Source organism: Microbulbifer mixtoriginis (SeqCode) (genome assembly GCF_052468275.1).
The window spans coordinates 2669746-2689499 of the sequence record NZ_CP174341.1 but is presented as its reverse complement, the minus strand read 5'-3'; the positions used below and the strand labels follow the sequence as shown (position 1 = coordinate 2689499).

At 47.2% G+C, this 19754-nt stretch carries 9 protein-coding genes and 1 riboswitch; of the genes, 4 read left to right on the top strand and 5 right to left on the bottom strand.

All coding sequences use genetic code 11. The features are described from left to right. Positions 1 to 593 precede the first annotated feature (593 nt). Complete coding sequence (locus ACJJIC_RS11860; protein ID WP_444888788.1) at positions 594 to 1094, bottom strand: hypothetical protein; 501 nt, start codon at positions 1092 to 1094, stop codon at positions 594 to 596. Between the two features lie 685 nt (positions 1095 to 1779). Between ACJJIC_RS11860 and ACJJIC_RS11855 the strand changes: the two genes are divergently transcribed. Beyond that, positions 1780 to 1938 (top strand): hypothetical protein, encoded by a 159-nt coding sequence (locus ACJJIC_RS11855; RefSeq protein WP_444909843.1) that lies wholly within the window; start codon positions 1780 to 1782, stop codon positions 1936 to 1938. Between the two features lie 729 nt (positions 1939 to 2667). On the opposite strand, the gene ACJJIC_RS11850 is transcribed toward ACJJIC_RS11855, so the two are convergent. Both ACJJIC_RS11850 and ACJJIC_RS11845 read right to left on the bottom strand, forming a co-directional pair. Beyond that, the gene (locus tag ACJJIC_RS11850; RefSeq protein ID WP_444909844.1) at positions 2668 to 3102 is read right to left on the bottom strand and encodes a hypothetical protein; all 435 of its coding nucleotides are present in this window, start codon (positions 3100 to 3102) and stop codon (positions 2668 to 2670) included. A gap of 20 nt (positions 3103 to 3122) precedes the next feature. After that, positions 3123 to 10559: an RHS repeat-associated core domain-containing protein gene (locus ACJJIC_RS11845; RefSeq protein ID WP_445356992.1), complete on the bottom strand. Its 7437-nt coding sequence runs from the start codon at positions 10557 to 10559 to the stop codon at positions 3123 to 3125. Between the two features lie 1886 nt (positions 10560 to 12445). Here ACJJIC_RS11845 and ACJJIC_RS11840 point away from each other — a divergent pair. Beyond that, a complete protein-coding gene (locus ACJJIC_RS11840; RefSeq protein WP_444909846.1) occupies positions 12446 to 14107 on the top strand; it encodes a nitrite/sulfite reductase in 1662 nt (553 codons plus the stop codon). Then, positions 14091 to 14639, top strand: a complete 549-nt coding sequence (locus tag ACJJIC_RS11835; protein WP_444888780.1) for a DUF934 domain-containing protein — start codon at positions 14091 to 14093, stop codon at positions 14637 to 14639. Before ACJJIC_RS11840 ends, ACJJIC_RS11835 begins: the two co-directional genes overlap by 17 nt. A gap of 189 nt (positions 14640 to 14828) precedes the next feature. Here ACJJIC_RS11835 and ACJJIC_RS11830 read toward each other — a convergent pair whose 3' ends face one another. Together ACJJIC_RS11830 and ACJJIC_RS11825 are read right to left on the bottom strand one after the other, a co-directional pair. Further along, positions 14829 to 15437 (bottom strand): IQM protein middle domain-containing protein, encoded by a 609-nt coding sequence (locus ACJJIC_RS11830; protein ID WP_252085585.1) that lies wholly within the window; start codon positions 15435 to 15437, stop codon positions 14829 to 14831. Between the two features lie 545 nt (positions 15438 to 15982). Further along, complete coding sequence (locus ACJJIC_RS11825; protein ID WP_444909847.1) at positions 15983 to 16783, bottom strand: nucleotidyltransferase domain-containing protein; 801 nt, start codon at positions 16781 to 16783, stop codon at positions 15983 to 15985. Between the two features lie 617 nt (positions 16784 to 17400). After that, positions 17401 to 17517, top strand: a riboswitch (TPP riboswitch). A gap of 57 nt (positions 17518 to 17574) precedes the next feature. On the opposite strand from ACJJIC_RS11825, the gene ACJJIC_RS11820 reads away from it, so the two are divergent. After that, a complete protein-coding gene (locus ACJJIC_RS11820; protein WP_445356991.1) occupies positions 17575 to 19743 on the top strand; it encodes a TonB-dependent receptor in 2169 nt (722 codons plus the stop codon). The last annotated feature ends 11 nt before the right edge of the window (positions 19744 to 19754 follow it).

Below are 19754 nucleotides of genomic sequence, written 5' to 3'. Positions count from 1 at the left end.
GCACAAACTGTCTTTATATTCCAATTGAAACCATCGTTCAGATTTAGAAACCCTATTTAGCCACCAAAAATATTCATAAAAATCAACAAAAAACACTCATTAATTAAACGCCTTGATCCACATCAATTTAATTTCAGATCATACAAATCATGCTTACGCAGAAAATTAATTACCACTCTAAAAGAAAGTAATTAGCCCCCACCCCCAAGCCAAAGCCTTTACCGGCATAAGTCCCATCCCATCAACATTTGGGCGGAATACCTAAACACCAAAAGCGGCACCAATAAACACCTAAAATGCAGAGGGCAAGACTTACAGAAATACAGCTCATATTAAAAGTACAACTTCAAGATATCAGCTGAGCGACCCTTACTACACTCACGAATACCAACTATTACAACTTCATCTGCAAAAACTCACAAAACGACTAATATCATCTATAAATTGCACACCTGTAAAATGCTATACAATACTTTAGAAATATTCACAATATAGCCCCCAAGAGAACCATCCCCTTGAAGGCCACATTATCTATTTCATAATTTTTAACGGCAGAACTTCATTACTTAAGGCTGCAATTCACTTAAGGATAGTTAGAGTGCGACCCTGATATCTTTCGGTGGATGACAATGAAATACTACATAAGTAGTATCCGGAGTGTAGTAACATGTAACATCATAGTGATAACCATCGTCTTGCTCATCTCTTTGCACAGAGGGGAACATCTTCTTATTTTCTTGAAGTGTCTTTCCATTTAACCACTGACCAACAAAGTAATCTTTTACTATCACTGCAGCAGTCTCTGCACGCGCTTTGTAAAAGGTACTCAGCACCTTATCCGCACTAGGATTATCCTTATAATAAATCTGGCTGCCATCAGTATTTCTTTGTTGTATATCGTTTTTACTGCAATATCCATGCACTATTTTATCGTGCTTAGACTGATAACCAAGCTCAAGATATACCGATACATTCATCGTCAAAATAGAACGGCTACCATTTTCATGGGGCTTTGGATTTTGATAGTGCAAATCAAAATCACCAACAGGGTGAACAGCAGCTCCCATCTCCTTTATATCTTTTGGTAATGGCATAACATTTCCTTTTATGAAGTTAATTTAAGTTTTCGCCTCAATCCAAATTACACAGCCTTGATTCTTATGTGTAACCTTTACTCAAACAAACATGAGCAATCTCAATATGGGAGATAAGAGAATTGTTAAACAGAGTGAAGCTTTTCATCTTCATAAACACAGAAATTAAATCTTTTCAATTTCCTAATCAGTGTATTCTGGTACCCGTTCGGGCCAGCAAATCTTTAAACTAGTTTGTTACCAGCAGTATCTTTGTCTACCAGTCCATTACTATCGTTGATGAGATTCAAAGAGCCTTGGAGATCTTTGCGTTCATCCTGTTTACTGGCGGCTTCATCGGATGCATTCAGCTCGATACACTTGATAGCAATCCCTGTGATATTACGGCGGAGAAGCTCTCGATAGTTGCACCGGAGGTACTACGCTCGACCATTTCTCTACGCTGTCAATCTGCAAGGTGGTTACAGTGCCTTTACCATTGTCGTCCAGCCGCTTGAATCAGCTGCAGTGGACCGTAGTAGAAGCGTGTATCATGGCCGTTCTTAATCACCAGGCTGGTTTTTTATCAAAGACGGAGGGGGCAGCTAATGCTGCCTGAGTCACTGCTCATATTGCCGTTGATATTGTACTGACAACTAGTTTTGCCGGCTTTGGTTTCCGTATGGGGGCGTGGGACATTGAATTCATGGCTACCAACTCCCGTTTTTTGGGTGATATTGCCGACATCATCGTAGCGGACTTTCTGGGAGACGGTTTGACTGACCTAATGGAAGTCTGCATTGCACAGATGGCTAAAATTGCCATACTTAACCCCCCATTTAGGATTTTTATTCCACTAAATTGATATTGAACATAAGGCTTGCGAAACTATTATTGCTTTCCTTTACCCACCTTCAACCATATTAACGCCATAAAAATGAGTAGCTAATTTCTCCTCCACCCAAACACTTTGCAAACTAAAAGCCGTGTAACCAAACTGGATAAACACTTACTCTTTTCGTTCTTGAGCCTATAAGCTCACAACCAACTAAAAGTATCCGGAGAAATACTTTTAACACTCCTTAACCTTAGAATTTCATTGCCACCTCCCAGCAACAGGCAAAAACATCTACCCAACTGGAGGCACACCAAAATTTTTCATCTATTAATCTCAGCATGCAATGATATGAAACATCAATCTATGGAAATTTAACTTTAGACAGAAATACTCAACCATCCCAACTAATCACAGAGGTTTTAAAGTCCAGAATATTACTTAAAGATCCTGGGAAATAAAAACAGTTAAGAATAAAATCCATATATTCTTAATTATGCCTTCGAAGCTCAGCCCTTCAGTTCGATTAGGTTTCTCAAAGAAAAAGCCTGAGATTCAGATACTTCAGAAAACCAGCATGAATAGGGAAATTTCACAAAAAGACGCTTGCAACCTTGAAGCTACCCTGCAAGCACAGCGAGGCTTATGAAGCGCTTGGCCTCGGAACGCGATAAAGCTAAAGAGTTGCAACTAGGCCTTTTTGAGACTTTAACCATGCTTCTTTCGAAGTAGGTTTATCCTGAATTTTTCGCCCAAAGTTCAAAACCTTAATCTATCAATGTAGCCATCCCCAATGTTTCCACAGCTCCCCTCAAGAAGCTTCAATACCCCCAAGACTGCCAACTGCCCAACAAGAAATGCAAAAATAAAGGGGGCATCTATCTCCGGTAATGCATGCATCCTTAAGTGCAAAATTACATTATAGGTAAACCACACCCCTAAGGAAACGGCAAAACCTTGCCGCAACAATAAATTCAGCAAGATGCAACCCAAGAAGCTAAAAACAGCCGTAAAAAACCCAAGAGAAAAATTCGTAAGGATTCCTGTGTACTCCATAAACTGCCTATCCGCACTAGTAGGCAAAAAGGGAGAGATTGCTGCATCCGGCCCCACAAAGTTACCAACCACCACCCCCAAAATAGCCAGGAAAAATATAATCACCAACTTACCTAAATACTTTATGAAAAATGGCATAGTGCAATTCTCTATCATTTTTAATATCTAACTCGAATATATCCTGAGCGCTGCTCTGCACGCAGTAAGTTCATATGGTTTGAAGCCTGCCTTTCCCATGGATTTTCACTTACAACCACCCCACTCACTTGTGGGACGACATTAGACCAGGAAGAATTTTGCCAAACATGAATCAACTCATGGGCCAGGGAATGTACTGGCGATATTAGTGGTGAAATTGGCCTGCCAGAGTTTGTCACAAAAAGGCCTGCTGGTGCCCGAACATAGTTAGGATCATAGGCAACTGTTGTCCCCTCCCAAGAAAAATCCCAAAACCTACGTTGTGTTGCCGCATTCTGCCCCGGATTGTAGAAAATGCTTAGTTTTGTATCACTCTTAGCAATACCAACTAAAATCTGTCGACCTTTTTCAGTTTTATTCAGACGAGCAAGGTTATTACTTACAGTTTTTGAAAACCCGTCTGGCCCACTAATCGTGTAATCAATGGTTAAATCTTCGGAAACCTCAAATGAAGAACTGGTACTTCCATATTTATTTAGACTTTCTCGATAACCCTCTAACAGCTGAGAGTCCGTCTTAAATTGGCCAAAGCCTTCCTCAGAAACTGCTTTAGCTATTATTGCGAATGCAGCAGTCGCCGCCCCATTAATAAACTTGCCACCTGTAGCCTCAGATACCAGCCCTGAAACCACCATCTTAACGGCTACATGCGTATTTTCCCCAAATCCACCACCGACTCCCGCCGAGACAAAACCGTGGGCAAACTTTCCACCACCCAGTTTTGCCAATATACCTCCGGTTACTCCACGGATTGCAATATTAGTCGGACTCCATCCTCTGGGCATGCCGGAGAAGGCTGCCGCTGAAACTGCTGCAAAGACACCATTGCGGAAAGCTAACCCTATATCTCCTGTTAGTTGATAGGTTTGATTTGCGTTGTACATGGCTAATGCCGCCGGACAACCAGCATTAGAAGCTACACAAATGGCAACTTGTGCAATTGCATTCAAAAATGGCTTGCCGGCCATATAGCGATGAATATCGCGGCTATTAATGAAAGCATCTCTAAACTTATTCCAGGAACTGTACCCAGATGGATCCGTGTAAGTCAGCGGATTATTGTGCACATAAGCGTAGCGGTTGTAGCCCTGAACCGAGGTGACCCCATCAATCATTGGGTCCGCAGAGACAAAACGGGCCAGGGTTGGGTCGTAGACCCGTCCATTCATATGGATTAGGCCCACCTCATCCAGCATTTCATGACCGGTATAACCGCGGTTGCTACTCAGGTGATTAAAGGCTCCCACACTGAGGGCGCTAACCGTATTCGCAGGCGCGCCGGCAATCTGTTCCCAGCTTAAGGCATTGCGGCGCTTACCCCAGGCATCAAAGCTATAAACCAGCTTGTTGCCCGCAGTATCTTTGGCAACCTGACCGGTGCTATCGGTAATAACATCCAGAGATCCCTGCAGGTTTTTGTGCAAATATTGGGTGCTGGTTCCAGCAATTTCATCAGATGCATTCAGCTCGACACGCTCAATAGCAACGCCTGCGATATTACGGCGATAGAAGCTCTTGATATAAGCACCGGAGGTGCTGCGCTCAATCACTTTCTCAACGCTGCCGATCTGCAAGGTGGTCACTGTGCCTTTGCCATTATCGTCCACGCGCTTGAAGCGGCTGCGATCCGGGCCGTAGGTAAAGCGTGTATCGTGGCTGCCCTTAGTGATCAGGCTGGGTTTATCAAAGATGGTGTAGTCCAGCGTACGGCTGCCCGAGTCGCTGCTCATGTTGCCGTTGTCGTCGTAGTGATAGGTGGTATTACCGGCTTTGGTTACCGCATGGGGGCGTGGGCCATTGTACTCATAACTACCAACGCCCGTTTTATAGGTGATATTACCGGCATCATCATAGCGAACCTCCTGGGTGGCAGCTTGACTGCCGGCTTGATAGAGGCGCGCATAGCGAAGGCGGTTGAGGCCGTCATACTCAAAACGTTCCTGCAGGTCCTTGCTGTAACTACCATCGCCACTGAGGTCGGTTTTAGAGAGCAGGTTGCCGATGGCATTCCAGTCGTAATGCAGATTCTGCACCTGACCGACACCGGGATTGATATCCGTGAGGATACTGGTGAGGCGGTGATGTTGTGGATCGTAGGCATAGGTGGTGGTGAGGCCATTGCCGAGCAATACTTCTTCCACCTGGCCGCGCAGGTTCATGCGCTTAACCCGGTAATAATAACCACTATCTGCAGGGGCGGTTACATCACGCACACCCACTTTAAAACCAAATGGGTTGTAAACCGTTTCTACACCACGCAAGTAGCCCTCGCCCTTGCTCAGCTGCTGATTACTCGCATCGAAACTGCCACTAATGCGGCCGTATTGATCGTACGTGACCTTTTCATAAAAGTCCCCCTCGCCATCGAGTACACCGAGCCCGGTAACAGTCTCGCCTAGACGGCCGTATTTATCGTAGTACATCAGCTTTAAGTAACTGACGTCCTCCATATTGACATTGCAGCCAGGCCTAATAGCAACGGGAGCTTGGGCCACAGCCACCAACTTACCCTTAAACTTGATCGAGTTACAACCGGGGTACTCGTCGAAAAACCAGCGGCTAAAATTCTGCAGGGTACCCGTTTGGTTATTGCTATCGAAGCTAGTGTAGTCGGCGCGAGTCACCATGCGGCCGAGGGCATCATAGCTCATGGCGGTGCCCTGCCCTTTGGCATCCTTCTGCCATGCCAGTTCACCAAAGCCTGTGTAACCGTAGGTCCAGGTGCCCTTATCCGGGTCCACCATGCGACTCTTGCGACCAAGATAATCGTAATCAACGCGAGTTGCCGAAGTTTCAGCGCCGCCGCTGTTCAGGGTGCGCACCTGTTTGAGATTGCCATCGGCATAGTAGCTGTATTGCAGTTTACCGCCGATATTATCGGTAACCTGAGCCAACTCACCGAGGACGTTTTTCTGGGTAACCTTGGTTTGCTGAGCACAGTTCTTGATGGTTTCTATCAGGCCATTGTAAGTAATGGTGCTATCACACTGGCCACTAGGAGCGTCCACTTTGGTGGTACGCCCTAGAATATCGTAAGAGTAAGTAGTCCAGCTTGGGGAGTTACTACTGCTATAGGGTTCAGAGATCCTTTTAACGCGGGACTGCGCATCGTACTGAGTATCGACAAATACCGGATTACCGTGAAAGTCCTGGGTTTGCTTTCGAATCTCGCGGCCCAAGCGATCGTGGTATGTCACGCTCTTGGCTTGCTCTATCCCGGTAGTGGTCACTTTAAAGTGGGCTGGCACCCCAGCTATTGTGGGGCAGCCACCACTGTCAGCACAAAGCGCGCTCAGGGTAGTGCTATAACTGCCTGTCTCATGGTACTCAAAGAAGCGAGTTCCAAATTCGGAATAAGCATAAATGGTAGCCACCTCACCAATATCTAACACTTCGCGCGGCTGACCATAGGCATCTATTTCCAGATACCGGGCTACCGTCTGGTCAAGAGCATTGGTTTGACTGATGGGGAAGCGGCCATAGTTATCATAAGCAGTGCGGCTGGTGCGGCTTTCACCAAGCGCATTCGTGACAATAGATTTAATGCGATTGCCAAAGCGATCGTGCTCATAGTGGGTATGCAACTCTTGTGCACTACCCTTGGCTACCCACTCATCAGTTAACAAGCCAGTCTGGTCGTCATAACCAAAATGTACAGTGCGCTTGATCTGTGGTGCAGCCAAGCTCCCATACCGTTGAGTAGTAACGCTACTCTCACTTAGGCGAGCCAAATGCCAGCGGTTACTACTGACTACATTATTGTACTTGTTACTTGTGGTTTTGCTTTGCACTAGGGTGTTAGAGGCGTCGTAGTTTTTAACCACCACCGAGCTGACGTTACCATATTTGATATCGTTAGCAGCCGTATAGTTAGTGGAAGTCACCACCTTACCCAGATAATCACCATTCAGGCTATAGGACTTGTCTTGTGCTTGGCTGATATAAGGCATTACTGTTTTACCAGATACCGGCTCAACCGATTTAAGCGTATTAATAGAGCAATTAATTAACTTCAGGCTGGATTCACTACAGGTAGCCGGATTTTTGATATTGCTTGCATTCGGTTCAATCACCTTGGCCGTCTGTGAAGGCATTCCGATAAAGGGATAATCCTGACGGTAGTGTGTTGTAGTCTTCACCTTATTCTGTGGATCATAGGTAGTGACTGACTCAAATCCAAGGAAGCCACGCCCACCACTCTGCATACGTGCACCTGCATAGTGGTAATGCGCCTCTACAGTATTGCTATTGTCGTTGGCCGCCGGCGCATCAGAAGTCACTTTCTTCACCACGTACGTCGGTGAATACAGATCAAAAACAGGTGAACCACGCCCGTAATTTAGTTTGAAGGAACCCTTCTTGCGGGTGTAGACATTAGAGCTGTCATCATTAAGGCGCGAATATTGAATTTCTGTTCTAACGCCGAAACCATTTTCAACAGATTCAAGAATATCAACCGGTTTATCGCCATGCTTAGGCTTGAGGACACGCACATATTTATCTGTAGAGCCAGAACTACTAAAGAAGCCTGAGCGGCTGCGCATATCATCGCAATGGTTTTCTTTTTCATCCCGGTTAGCGCAATTTTCAACAATTTCAGGACGACCATCCCCAGTCACATCCATAATATAGTGACTGTGATCATTCTTATCCACACCAAGTATTAACCCAGTCTTGAATCCAGTACCAAAGCCGTTTGATTTATTGAGGAGTGCATATAAATACTGGTATTCATTATTTATTTTATCGTTAGCATTAGGGTAGAGAATATCGATCAGACCATCCATATCCCAATCATACAACTGAATATTGTCATCTACGATAGCAGGCAGAGAACCTGCAGAAATAAATTTCTCACCAGTAAAGTGATAAATTCCCCAGGTACCTGTATTATTAGTTCTAAAAAGTAAATCAGGTAAGCCATCGCCATTGAGATCGCTCACCATATGCTCAGTGGAGCCACCACTATTATATAATTTACGTGAAAAAACAGTAGAATGCCTACCATTGGCATCGGACATCAGCACTACAAAATGATAATCCGTTTGCGACGTAATTCCTTCATAACAATCTATAGAAACTTCAGTACAACGCCAGTGGGTTGATACAACTGCGGTTAAGTCCGCAACACCGTCAGCATTAAAATCTGCAACAATGTCTTTATCACGCACATTCACTCGTGTCAGACCAGAGTAAAGGAAATTTTTACCTCCAGGGGGAGTAGAGCTGGGGAGGGATAGGCTCCTTACCACCTCACTATTTTTAAAAGACAACTTCCCTGAACTGCTACGCTGCAGCTCTCTAACTTTTATTTTAGCTTCCCCATTATTGAAAAGGTTTGCGTTACCTCCTGTAAAATATATGTAATCCGGCAACCCATCTGCATTAAAATCATGCATTTGACCTACTTGATCTTTTTGGAAGGTAATTGCAGTAGGCGTATCTGTAACGCTAAACGCTGAACCGTTCGAATAATTCACCTCCCAATAGGAAGAGCTGTCAGATATTGGCGTATGCAGCAAATCATCCATGCCGTCATTATTATAATCTAACAGGTGCCATTCTTTCCGCTCGTTGGATCGAATGCGCATCTGTCCTGGTTGGATAGCAAGTGAACCCTGCTCTGTTCCAAGCGCAATACGAATATAGCGTTTTCCATTGCTACCATCGTAACGAATAAATACAAAATCTGTGCGCCCATCACCATTCACATCGCCATATTTACCACCCTCAAAGCCAGAGTGGAAAATAGCAGGATTGGCAAGACCATTAACTAAGCCATCACTGTCAGATTTTGCGTAAGTAAACACTGTCGGCTTGCGACAATTACTATTTACACACTCCTCCACCTCTTCTAGCAGTAAACGCCCGGTAGCACTCTCCTGATAACTGAAATTGTAACGGCGCAACTCCACAGAGTCCGCGCTAGAACTAATCGCTGTGAGTCTGCGAGTTGCGGCTATCTTCTGTCCGAAGCGGTAACCGTATATCTTATCGTTACGGTTCGTATCATAGTGGAACTGAATCCGATTCAGTGTTGAGTAGTGACCATTCGCGGAATAATCTACCGTTTCAATCAGGTGTTCGCCGAGCGCGGTATCTTTCAGGTAGGTGTACTCAATACGATTGCCAACGCTATCTTCTTGGGTATTCAAGTACCAAGCACCTTCCTGTTGCGCATCCGCATTCATACCGTAATAAGAGATAGAGCCATCCTTTCGATACACCTCAAAGCCCTGACCGTTGCCGGTAGAGCTTGAAACCAAGCTTACCCGTACGAAGCTATCGATGCTGGTGCGATACTCACTACCGAAACTTCCGTACTGTCCCGACACCAGTTTCAGACGCTGGCCATCTAGACAGAATCGGTCAAAAGCACTGCCATTAGCACCATCTTCTTCAAGAGTTTTGCGGCAAGCGGTGATAACGGACAACCCATTGATACCCCAGCCAACCCCTAGAGAACCATTGCTGCCGGAACTACTGTAAGTCACACTGAGATCCGGAGTACTACCACCTGATGACGGGCCCACCTGAAGAGGAATTGTGTAAGTAGCCGCACCAGATTCACTCACACGGAATTCCCCAGGCAATATTCCAACCCGGTCGGAGGCCAATACACTGGAATCGGTAGGCGACGGTACCGTGCCCACATTCGGAAGCGTAGAAACAGGAACCCATTCTACGGTGATCCAAGTAGCCTTAGCCCCTCCAGTGGTACCATCTTTGACCGCGGCAACTTTATATCCAAACCTACCGTAACGGCGGCCAGTTAGGGTTTTGCGATTCTCTGCCCCACTGTAAACTTCAACCCAGGGACCATCATCCTTCTGCTCTTGAAGAATATAATGATCGGCCCCCCTAACCGGCCACCAACTAACAGATATTCCACCATCCCCATCACTTGTCGCAGACATTTCAAATGGGGTTTCAACTAAGGTGATACTTTTTATATCTGTATAGCTGCTACAACCAGAATTGCAGGCTCGAGCCCGAAATTGATAGGTGTCGGTTAACAGATTAGTAAAATCCTTATAAAGATCTGGACCAGAGTACTCCATTTGCCAGCTGGTACTTTCCCCACTTTTTCGCCAAAGCTCATATCTTTTCGGCTTTTCAGAAGCTTCGCCCCAGGCCACTCTGAAGAGGCTCGTAGGATAGCCCAACTTAATGTCTTCGCTAACATCAGGCAAAGTACTGATAGCTGGAAAATAAATAGGGCCCGGGGGCGTGGCATCAGGCTCTAAAGTAACTTCAACTGTATGGCTGCCGATGGAGTTCTTCCTGCTATCCCATGCTTCACAACTGTCTTCAGGCTGATCGGGTTCGGGATCGGGCTGACCGGGATCAGGTAGGCCAGGGTCAGGCAAGCCGGGACCGGGATTGGGGAGACTCAACGCAAGTGGACCCGGCCCTGGCTTATCAAGTAAACAGAACCGCCACCAACCCTCATATTTATAGGTTCCTGAGGATGAAACAGCAATTGATATCGAACCCTCGCTGACGGGAATATCTCTTATTGCAAGACCATTTCTGTACTCAGTAAGAAACTGGGCACGTGCAATTCCGGATATTGTAAATTTTCCTGTAGAACTGGATGTGGGGCCCGATATGTTCGCCAAAGCCACAGAAGATAAACAAAGAAAAATAAGCCCAGACAACCAGGCACGAGTTAGCGCAATACAATCCTTTGACACAGCGGAGATGCTCTTTACTTTTTACTGGAAAAAACCACACCCGATCATTGAGGCGGGGATAATGCGCGCGAGTATACTGACATATAAATCAACTTCAAAAAAAATTAACAATAGGGCATCCGCTGTCAATTAAGTCAGGTGTGCAGAATAAATATATCGTATTGTCAGGTTGATTTTTCTGTTATCTGATTTCTTAACCTGGAATTATCCTAAGCTCAGGAGCAAGCTTAAGCCTCACCTTCATCACCTATTCGCTATGATTTACGCGAGCTTTGTTGGCCGTGTAATTTTTAAGGCAAACATCTCATGCCCTCAACAAGACACATCATGCAAAAAATAAACCGCTTCCACACTTTTTACCCCCAAAACTTGCCCCCAAACAGAGAATCTTGAGTGTGCCTTCCTACGTGTGCCAGATTTGCATTCCCTTGGAGAACTGAAGAATAATTTTTCAGTGAAACCCCGCAGCACAAACAGCTCTAATTTTTTGCAGGCCTCACAAAATGAAATAACCCTTCAGCAAAAAAATACTAGCACGAAGGATTTATCAGGCTGAATTTACAAAAGCCCCTCCCTTTTACAAAATTGTCAGGAGCGATAATTAAGACGAAGGTATCAATCAAATAAATACGTCTTCAGAAAAGAAGTATTGAAGGAAGTAAAAGGAAACGTATCGCGGGGAAGCCAGGCCAATAAGGGGCGGCAGTCTCCCCACCTTTTCTATCTGACCGGATGCCTGAGGAAGCCTCAATGCCGGCCAAAAAACCTTCTGTAAACTGAAAGGGGCTTTTTCTAACGCCGGTGAGCCTGCAGAGGCTACCCCTAACCGACATCAGTGCCAACCAATTGAATCCTTCCCGCCCTGCCTTCACCAAATGTTAATCAAACGTGATCCGAAGGTGGCAAGTGAATTGAGAGCATTAACGGGGCCTCAATAATGAAGAACTAACACCATTTCTTTACCATCTTGCAAGAACTCCATCATCAGAGTCGAAGCTACACCCACAATCTACGCTCATTATAAGCGCAGTACAGCTGCATCAACTTCAAAACGAGCCTCTTGCTATGAACGATGATGGATTCATTCTCGCTGAGAATACACGAGGAGACTCCCAGTAATGTAATCCTGCGAGAGCCGCTATAGCCACCCGGCCAAAAAAATTAGACTTACAGCAATCCCGAACCGGTATAACTGAACTTGCTCCCCCATAGATCCTTTGGCCAGCAACCTCCATAACAAGCTCATGACCATTATCAAAGATCGTAGAGGTGAGCATCAAAGTTGTCCTCCCCTGTGATACTCCTTGGCTTCACACGAGTTATCCAAGCTACCCCTCAGAAAAGCGTTGTCGCTATAATCTACAGTGATACCCGCAATCAAATATGATCAACGGGAACAGAAAACGCTTACTTGCCGGCTCTCCTAAGCCAGCGGTACCCTCTTATAACTGTTGGTTACAGACATAGCGGAAAATATTGTTATTTATTGCATAAGCGTACTGGTATGTTAGGCGCCAGCGGAGAACCATCCGGGGCTTGCCCCTCTCTCCACCATCCGCGCACAAAGGCAATGGAATCAAGCTGTTATGTATCGATACGACGACCGGGATCGCGCCATCATCAATGATCGCGTTGCCCAGTTCCGCGGCCAGACGGAACGTTACCTCGCCGGCGAGTTGAGTGAGGAACAATTCCTGCCACTGCGCCTGCAAAATGGCCTCTATATTCAGCGACTGGCCCCCATGTTGCGCATCGCCGTGCCCTACGGCCTGCTCAACAGCAACCAGCTGCGCCGTCTCGCCCGCGTCAGCCGAGACTACGATAAAGGGTACGCTCACTTCACCACGCGCCAGAACCTGCAGTATAACTGGCCCCAGCTGGAAGATGTCCCAGCTATTCTGGCCGAATTGGCTGAAGTGGAGATGCACGCTGTACAGACCAGCGGTAACTGTATCCGCAACACGACTTCTGACCCCTATGCGGGCATCGCTCTCGACGAGATTGCCGACCCCCGCCCCTACTGCGAGCTGATCCGCCAATGGTCCACCTTCCACCCGGAATTCGCCTTCCTGCCGCGCAAGTTCAAAATCGCGGTTAGCGGTTCCGAGCAGGACCGCGCTGCGATTCGTGTACACGATATCGGTGTGCAGATTGTGAAGCGCGGCGAAGAGATTGGCTTCCAGGTGCTTGTCGGTGGCGGCCAGGGCCGCACACCAGTTATCGCCGAAACCATCCGCGATTTCCTGCCGGAGGAAGATCTGCTCTCCTACCTGGAAGCGATTGTACGGGTATACAACCAGCTGGGCCGTCGCGATAACAAATACAAGGCGCGCATCAAGATTCTGGTGAAAGCCCTAGGCCCCGAAGAATTTGGCCGCCGTGTGGAAGAAGAGTGGCAGCACATTAAAGACGGGGTAGAGAAATTGACCCCAGAAGCTCTGCAGTGGGCCAAGTCCTTCTTTACCGAGCCTGACTACAAGAGCTTTGATGGTGCAGCCAGCGAGGCGACCCTGCAGCAGCAGGCTGATAGCGACAAGGCTTTTGCGCGCTGGCTGGAGCGCAATACTTACCCTCACCGAGTACCGGGTTACCGCGCTATCAAGCTCTCCACCAAGCCAACGGGTGTGCCCCCTGGTGATGTCACCGACCGCCAGCTTGAGGCCATCGCCGATCTGGCCGATGCTTACAGTTTCGGCGAAGCCCGTGCCACCCACGACCAAAACGTGGTATTGGCCGATGTGGAACAGGACCAACTGTACGAGCTGTGGCAACAGGCGCGCAAACACGGCTTTGCCACACCCAATATTGGCACTCTCACCGATATGATTTGCTGTCCCGGCGGCGACTACTGCTCCCTGGCCAACGCCAAGTCGATCCCAGTCGCCGAAGCCATTCAGCGCCAATTCGACGATATGGATTACCTCTACGACCTGGGCGATCTGAATCTGAACATTTCCGGCTGCATGAATGCCTGTGGTCACCACCATGTGGGCCATATCGGCATCCTCGGTGTGGACAAGAAAGGCGAGGAGTTCTACCAGATACAACTAGGCGGCAGTGCTTCCAACGAAGCCAGTCTGGCCAAGGTACTGGGCCCCAGCTTCTCTCGCGCAGAAGTTACCGGGGTGATCGGCAAGATCCTCGATCTCTACATCGAACAGCGCCAGACAGAAGAGCCCTTTATCGACACCTATAACCGCATCGGCCTGCAGCCCTTCAAGGAGAGAGTCTATGCCAAAGCCAGTTAAGCTGGGCCCACAGCCGGGCAACCCCTCCGAGCTAATTCTCAATGGTGAGGTCAGCGCCAATGATTGGCAGCTACTACCTCAACTGGAGGAAGAGGAAACCATTGATCCAAATACCCTGCCCTCCGGCAAGCTGATCCTACCGCTGCGCCAGTGGTTAGCCCATCGGGAGGCCCTGGCAGAACGCAGTGCAGAAGTGGGGGTCTGGATAGACAGCGACGAAGGTGCTGAGCTTATCGGCAACGAGGCGAATAATTTTCCGTTGATCGCAGTTAACTTCCCGGCATTTGCCGATGGCCGCGGCTTTACCGCCGGCCGCATGCTGCGCGAGCGCTTTGGCTTTAAAGGGGAGCTGCGTGCGGTGGGTGGCTTTATGCGCGACCAGCTCACTTACCTGCAGCGCTGTGGCTTTAACGCCTACGCCTTTGAAGGCAACCAATCCCTCACCAGCCTGAAAGAATCCCTACAGGATTTTGGGGACAGCTATCAGTCCGGTGTAGATCAACCTCTGCCAATGTTCCGCAGACGCTTCTAAGGTCGATACTCGACTGAGTGTGCCCCTGTCCACATTGGCAAGGGCACACTGCTTCTACCCCGGCATTGTCCTCTTCTATTTCCCCAATTTTATACCTTGCCTGAACCCCCTCACAAATCTCATATACAGAAAACCGAGGGCGACCCAAGCCCTTTCCAGCTTCCCCCTATTAAGCACCAACCAAACCAACTAGATCGCCGCGTCGAGAAGTGCTAACCCATTACCATAAACAACATCGGGCCCTGCCCCCGATACACGAAATGGTATCTGATTCAAATCCCCACCGAGCGTACTAATAGCAAGCGCCACCCGCTTCAATTCCCGGGCACCTGGCCTGTAGTGACCACTGTGGTTATTGACCTCAAGTATTTGATAACCAGCACCCAGCACAATGGTTCCTGCACCCAACACCGACCCACCAGCCAGAAATGAGGAATGATGGAAATGACCTAAGTTTTTTCTTCCGACATAGAAATTACGCTGTGAATCCACAACATAAATTATGTTGCCCGCAGTGTTTTGCAGGATACCCAGCTCAAACCTTCTTTGCGGAGGAATAACCAGCATGTTTCCTGTAAATGTGGCCAGATGTTTCTGCCTATCCCGGTCGGAGAGATAGCGGACATTGCCATTACGGCCATGGGTCGCCTGGTGGTTGGGATGATGAACTTCCGGCCAATAAGGAGTGGCTACCATTTTTGCCCCCCTTGAGCGACCTAAAAGCCCCAGCGTTTTCAATGTAGAACGCAAATGTCTCCAGCGACTTCTTGCTCTCTGCCTTTTCTCTGCCTCAGTCATAAGATGCTTCCTTCCATCCGGTGAATAAAGTTGAAACAGGGGATCTCCCTAAAGTTCACTGAAAGAATATCGAAAGCAGCATGAACATCTAATGAATACTATGGCTTTAAAAATGCCTCAAGGTGAAAATTACCCTTCACCTGTAAGACCATGTAATGGTACCCAGAAATTTCTAAACCATTATTTAAAAGAGAGTCATGATAAAAGCTCGCCTCCCGTGAAATAGAAAGAAGAAAACTTGATGCTTGAGTTGCATTTACAATACAAGCAATATCTACTGAGAAAACTACAGGAGGTTTAACCAATCCATTTACATCCATCCGGAATGGTAAAATTGTTCAACTGCTCCCTGAAAAAGTAGTGCCAGGACCACCGGTAAGCGCCCTAATTCCAAGCGGTAGAGCTATGCCAGCCAAAACAAAAGTCTTTGTTGATTTTTTGAAAAATGAACTAACTTAAGCTCGCAAAAAATAAAATTGAGAAGCCGAGAATAAAATATCCACTACCCAAGCTGAATCAGCCAGGCCCCAAGCTTTAAAGAAATATTACTTAAGATTTACACCAAGCACCCAATGAAAAACCTTATCAAAACTTTGTAAATCTAATTTAGGTCGTTCTTCAATTGAGTTAGCCACTCCGCGATCCAGCTTGGCATTAATCCAATCATCAAGTTGACCATCTAGAATCACAAAACTGCCTTCATCCAACCCCTTTTTCTGCTCAATCAAACTGACTATCAGCTTGAATAGCCATTCCTCTTGATCATCCTCTAGTAATTCTTCGCACATTTGCATAAAGTTGACTGGAGGGATCGATAGAAATCTTTTTATATAAAGCGCATTCAGAATTGAGCGTATTACATATAACAGCTTTTTAACCTTAATTTCCTTAACACCAGCGTCCTTTTCTTGCACAAATTTTGTATAACAGTTAAACCCCATGCTGATATAGTGATGCGCTAAGGCCCGCGGCCGCCAACACTTGAGCGCCAGGCTCCGAAGTTCATCCAAAACCTCTTGCCGTTTGAAATACACTTTTGGTGAAAACAGCCACTCGATTAATGTCGGATTGCTGCCCCTTAACAGTCCTAGGGTTTTATTGATATCCCAGCCAACAAGGTCAAGCTCATCCCCCAAGGTCTTATCGAAAGGCACTTCTACAACATCTCTAGGAGTCCCAAGTGTCAAATAGTGGTTAAGATCTCGCTTGTAAATAAAACGTACATCCCAATCACTATCCGGCGACTCAAAGCCCCACGCCCGACTACCAGACTCACAGGCATATAAAATTTCTATACCTTTCTTAGCTTCAAGTGCTTTTAATTTTTCTTGTACTACCAATTCCATCAATTTCTCTCTACCAATCTACCATGGGCAATGGACAAAAGTTACTATTCAAGAGAGTGACACTGCCTTTGAAATGCCACTATTAGCCCCTTCAACGTAGGAAGTCACCACACGATGAATACTTGCATATACCCTACTCTACCTACCGCCCCTTTTCTGCACCTTGTAGCCACCAACCAAATACCCCAGCAACGATCCGATAAGCACAGGGATAGAGATCAAACCAATCAGCAACCACCGGTCCTGCTTAAAATGTACATCGAAGTGAACTAATGCGGTATAAGCAACTGCACCCATCATTACAACAATGACAAACAGTACAAGCCAAGTGACAAAATTTGCTGACAAATTCAAACCGCAGCTTTTACAGACACATTTTATCGAGTTGAGACCACTACACCAGCCAATCAGAGAGATAGGCTTCTCATTACAACCTGGACAATTTTTCACTGTTACTCCAACCCTAAATCTAGCCACAGCCTGGCAACCGAAAACTAAAATTATATTGGATATTCTTTAATACCAATACTTCTGCCCCCCATAGCCAGGCGGCCTAATCTCAATCAAAAACGCCTTCCTGCCCATAAAAGGCGAAACATCTGCTATCATCGCGCCCGCAAAAACCTAAGGGGTGGCCAAGGCCTGAGATGCAAAGGGATCAAGAAGATCACCTTAAGCAAACCCTTGAACCTGATCCGGTTAATACCGGCGTAGGAATAGGTAGGCGTGCCAAAGCCCTCCCCTCGTCGCTCTCCGGGTCTCTTTCATTAGTGTTGATTCGAGAGAGAACCATGAAAAAACTGTTCACAATCCGCCCGATTGCTCAATCTATCGGCCTTGTGGCTGGCCTGTCCGCTGGGCTAGCAATGGCCGCTAAGCCCATGGAGGGCGGGCTTGAGGAAGTGGTAGTGACAGCTCAATTACGTGATACCAACCTGCTAGATCTACCCGGCAGTGTCAGTGTAATCGGCACCAGCAGTATTGAGGCGCGCGGAGCTGGCAACCTGGACCAACTCCTGAACATGGCACCTAATGTCAATTTTTCTACGGGCGCCTCACGGGGGCGCTTTATCCAGGTTCGCGGTATCGGTGAACGCAGCCAATTTATCGACCCAGTAAACCCTTCAGTCGGCTTGGTTATTGATGGTATCGACTTCACAGGCCTTGGCCTGGCCGCCAACACCCTGGACATAGAACAAGTCGAGATTCTACGAGGCCCGCAAGGCACCTTGTATGGCGCCAATGCCCTAGCAGGCCTGGTCAATATGCGCAGTGCCGCGCCCACTTCAGAAACAACGGGCAAAGTCTCCGCCGAGTTGAGTGAATACGGTGGTCGTAGCCTTACCGCCATTGGCAGCGGCAGCCTGACTGAGCAGCTTGGCTACCGTATAGCCGCCAGCGAGCGAAAGTCCGACGGCTATATGGAAAATCAGTACCTGGGCCGTGATGACACCAACAATATTGATGAATCCGTACTGCGCGGTAAGCTGGCCTATTCTCCCAGTGACGATTTAAAACTCGGCCTCACCCTTTTCTACCTTGACGCCGATAACGGCTACGATGCCTTTTCTCTATACAATACCCGCAAGACCCTCTCCGACAAGCCCGGTCGGGACCAGCAGGAAAGCTGGGCTGGCGCTTTAACTGGGCAGTGGTCTGGTAACGAGAATTTCACTCTTGAAGCCACCCTAAGCCATGCCAATTCCGATACCGAATACGGATACGATGAGGACTGGAGCTATATCGGATTTCACCCTTTGGAATACAGCCAAACTGACAATTACCAGCGGGACAAAGACAACGCCAGCCTGGATTTACGCCTGCTCTCCACTGAAAGCTCCAAACTCTTTGCGGGGCGCACTAGCTGGGTACTGGGGGTTTATCATCGTAATGAGCAAGAAGACCTCCTGCAGACTTCAGGAAAAACTAAAGGCACAATCACGGAATACAGTTTTTTTAGCAGTGAGTTTGATACCAAAAACAGCGCTGTTTACGGACAGCTGAGCACCACACTAACCGACGCTCTCAACCTGATTACCGGGCTTCGCCTGGAAAAACGCAGCGCGGATTATTCTGATTCCTATTCCACTAAGGCAGATAGCAATGAGGATTTGTGGGGTGGAAATATAACCCTGGAATATCATTATTCTGAAGACACGCTACTGTACGCCACCGTTTCACGCGGCTATAAGGCAGGGGGTGTGAACGGTGCGATCATCGCAGAGTTCGCGAGTAATGAAGAAACTTACAGGGAGATGTTCGAGTTTGATACAGAGCATTTGCTTAACTACGAACTCGGCGCCAAAGGCAGCTGGCTGGATAACCGCCTACAGGCGCAGCTAGCAGCTTTCTACCAAGACCGCAGCGATGTTCAAGCCAAACAATCACTCTTTAATCCAGAAAGTAAAAAGTTTAGGGAATACCTGGGTAATGCAGCAGGTGGTGAAACTTACGGCTTTGAGGCGGAAATAAATTTCCAAGCCACGGATACTGTGCGCCTCTTCGCTTCTGCAGGCTGGCTAAACGCCGAGTTTGAAAACTTTATAAGCAGTACCCACGTAGATACAGAGAAGGATGAAGAAACCGGTACGGTACTATCTCCGGTAAATCTGGATGGGCGTGATGTAGCTCATGCGCCAAGCTATCAGTTCTTCACTGGCACCGAGATTGATCTCACTACCCACTGGGTACTGCGTCTGGAATTGGAAGGCAAGGATGAGTTTTACTTCTCTAATAGCCACAATGAAAAATCCACGGCCTACGAATTGGTTAACGCCCGCCTCACCTATAGGCTTGATAACTGGGAAGTCTCTCTATGGGGTAGAAACCTGACAGGTGAGGATTACTATACCAGAGGCTTTTATTTTGGAAATAACCCAGTTAATGGCTATACCTCAGAGGCTTATTATCAACAGGGTGAACCACGTATTGCCGGGATAACCGGTACTTATACTTTCTAATAGGACACCTT

Coding starts and splice junctions, on each gene's coding strand:
- ACJJIC_RS11860 (WP_444888788.1), bottom strand. CDS start 1,094: ATGCCATTACCAAAAGATATAAAGGAGATGGGAGCTGCTGTTCACCCT.
- ACJJIC_RS11855 (WP_444909843.1), top strand. CDS start 1,780: ATGGCTACCAACTCCCGTTTTTTGGGTGATATTGCCGACATCATCGTA.
- ACJJIC_RS11850 (WP_444909844.1), bottom strand. CDS start 3,102: ATGCCATTTTTCATAAAGTATTTAGGTAAGTTGGTGATTATATTTTTC.
- ACJJIC_RS11840 (WP_444909846.1), top strand. CDS start 12,446: ATGTATCGATACGACGACCGGGATCGCGCCATCATCAATGATCGCGTT.
- ACJJIC_RS11835 (WP_444888780.1), top strand. CDS start 14,091: ATGCCAAAGCCAGTTAAGCTGGGCCCACAGCCGGGCAACCCCTCCGAG.
- ACJJIC_RS11830 (WP_252085585.1), bottom strand. CDS start 15,437: ATGACTGAGGCAGAGAAAAGGCAGAGAGCAAGAAGTCGCTGGAGACAT.
- ACJJIC_RS11825 (WP_444909847.1), bottom strand. CDS start 16,783: ATGGAATTGGTAGTACAAGAAAAATTAAAAGCACTTGAAGCTAAGAAA.
- ACJJIC_RS11820 (WP_445356991.1), top strand. CDS start 17,575: ATGAAAAAACTGTTCACAATCCGCCCGATTGCTCAATCTATCGGCCTT.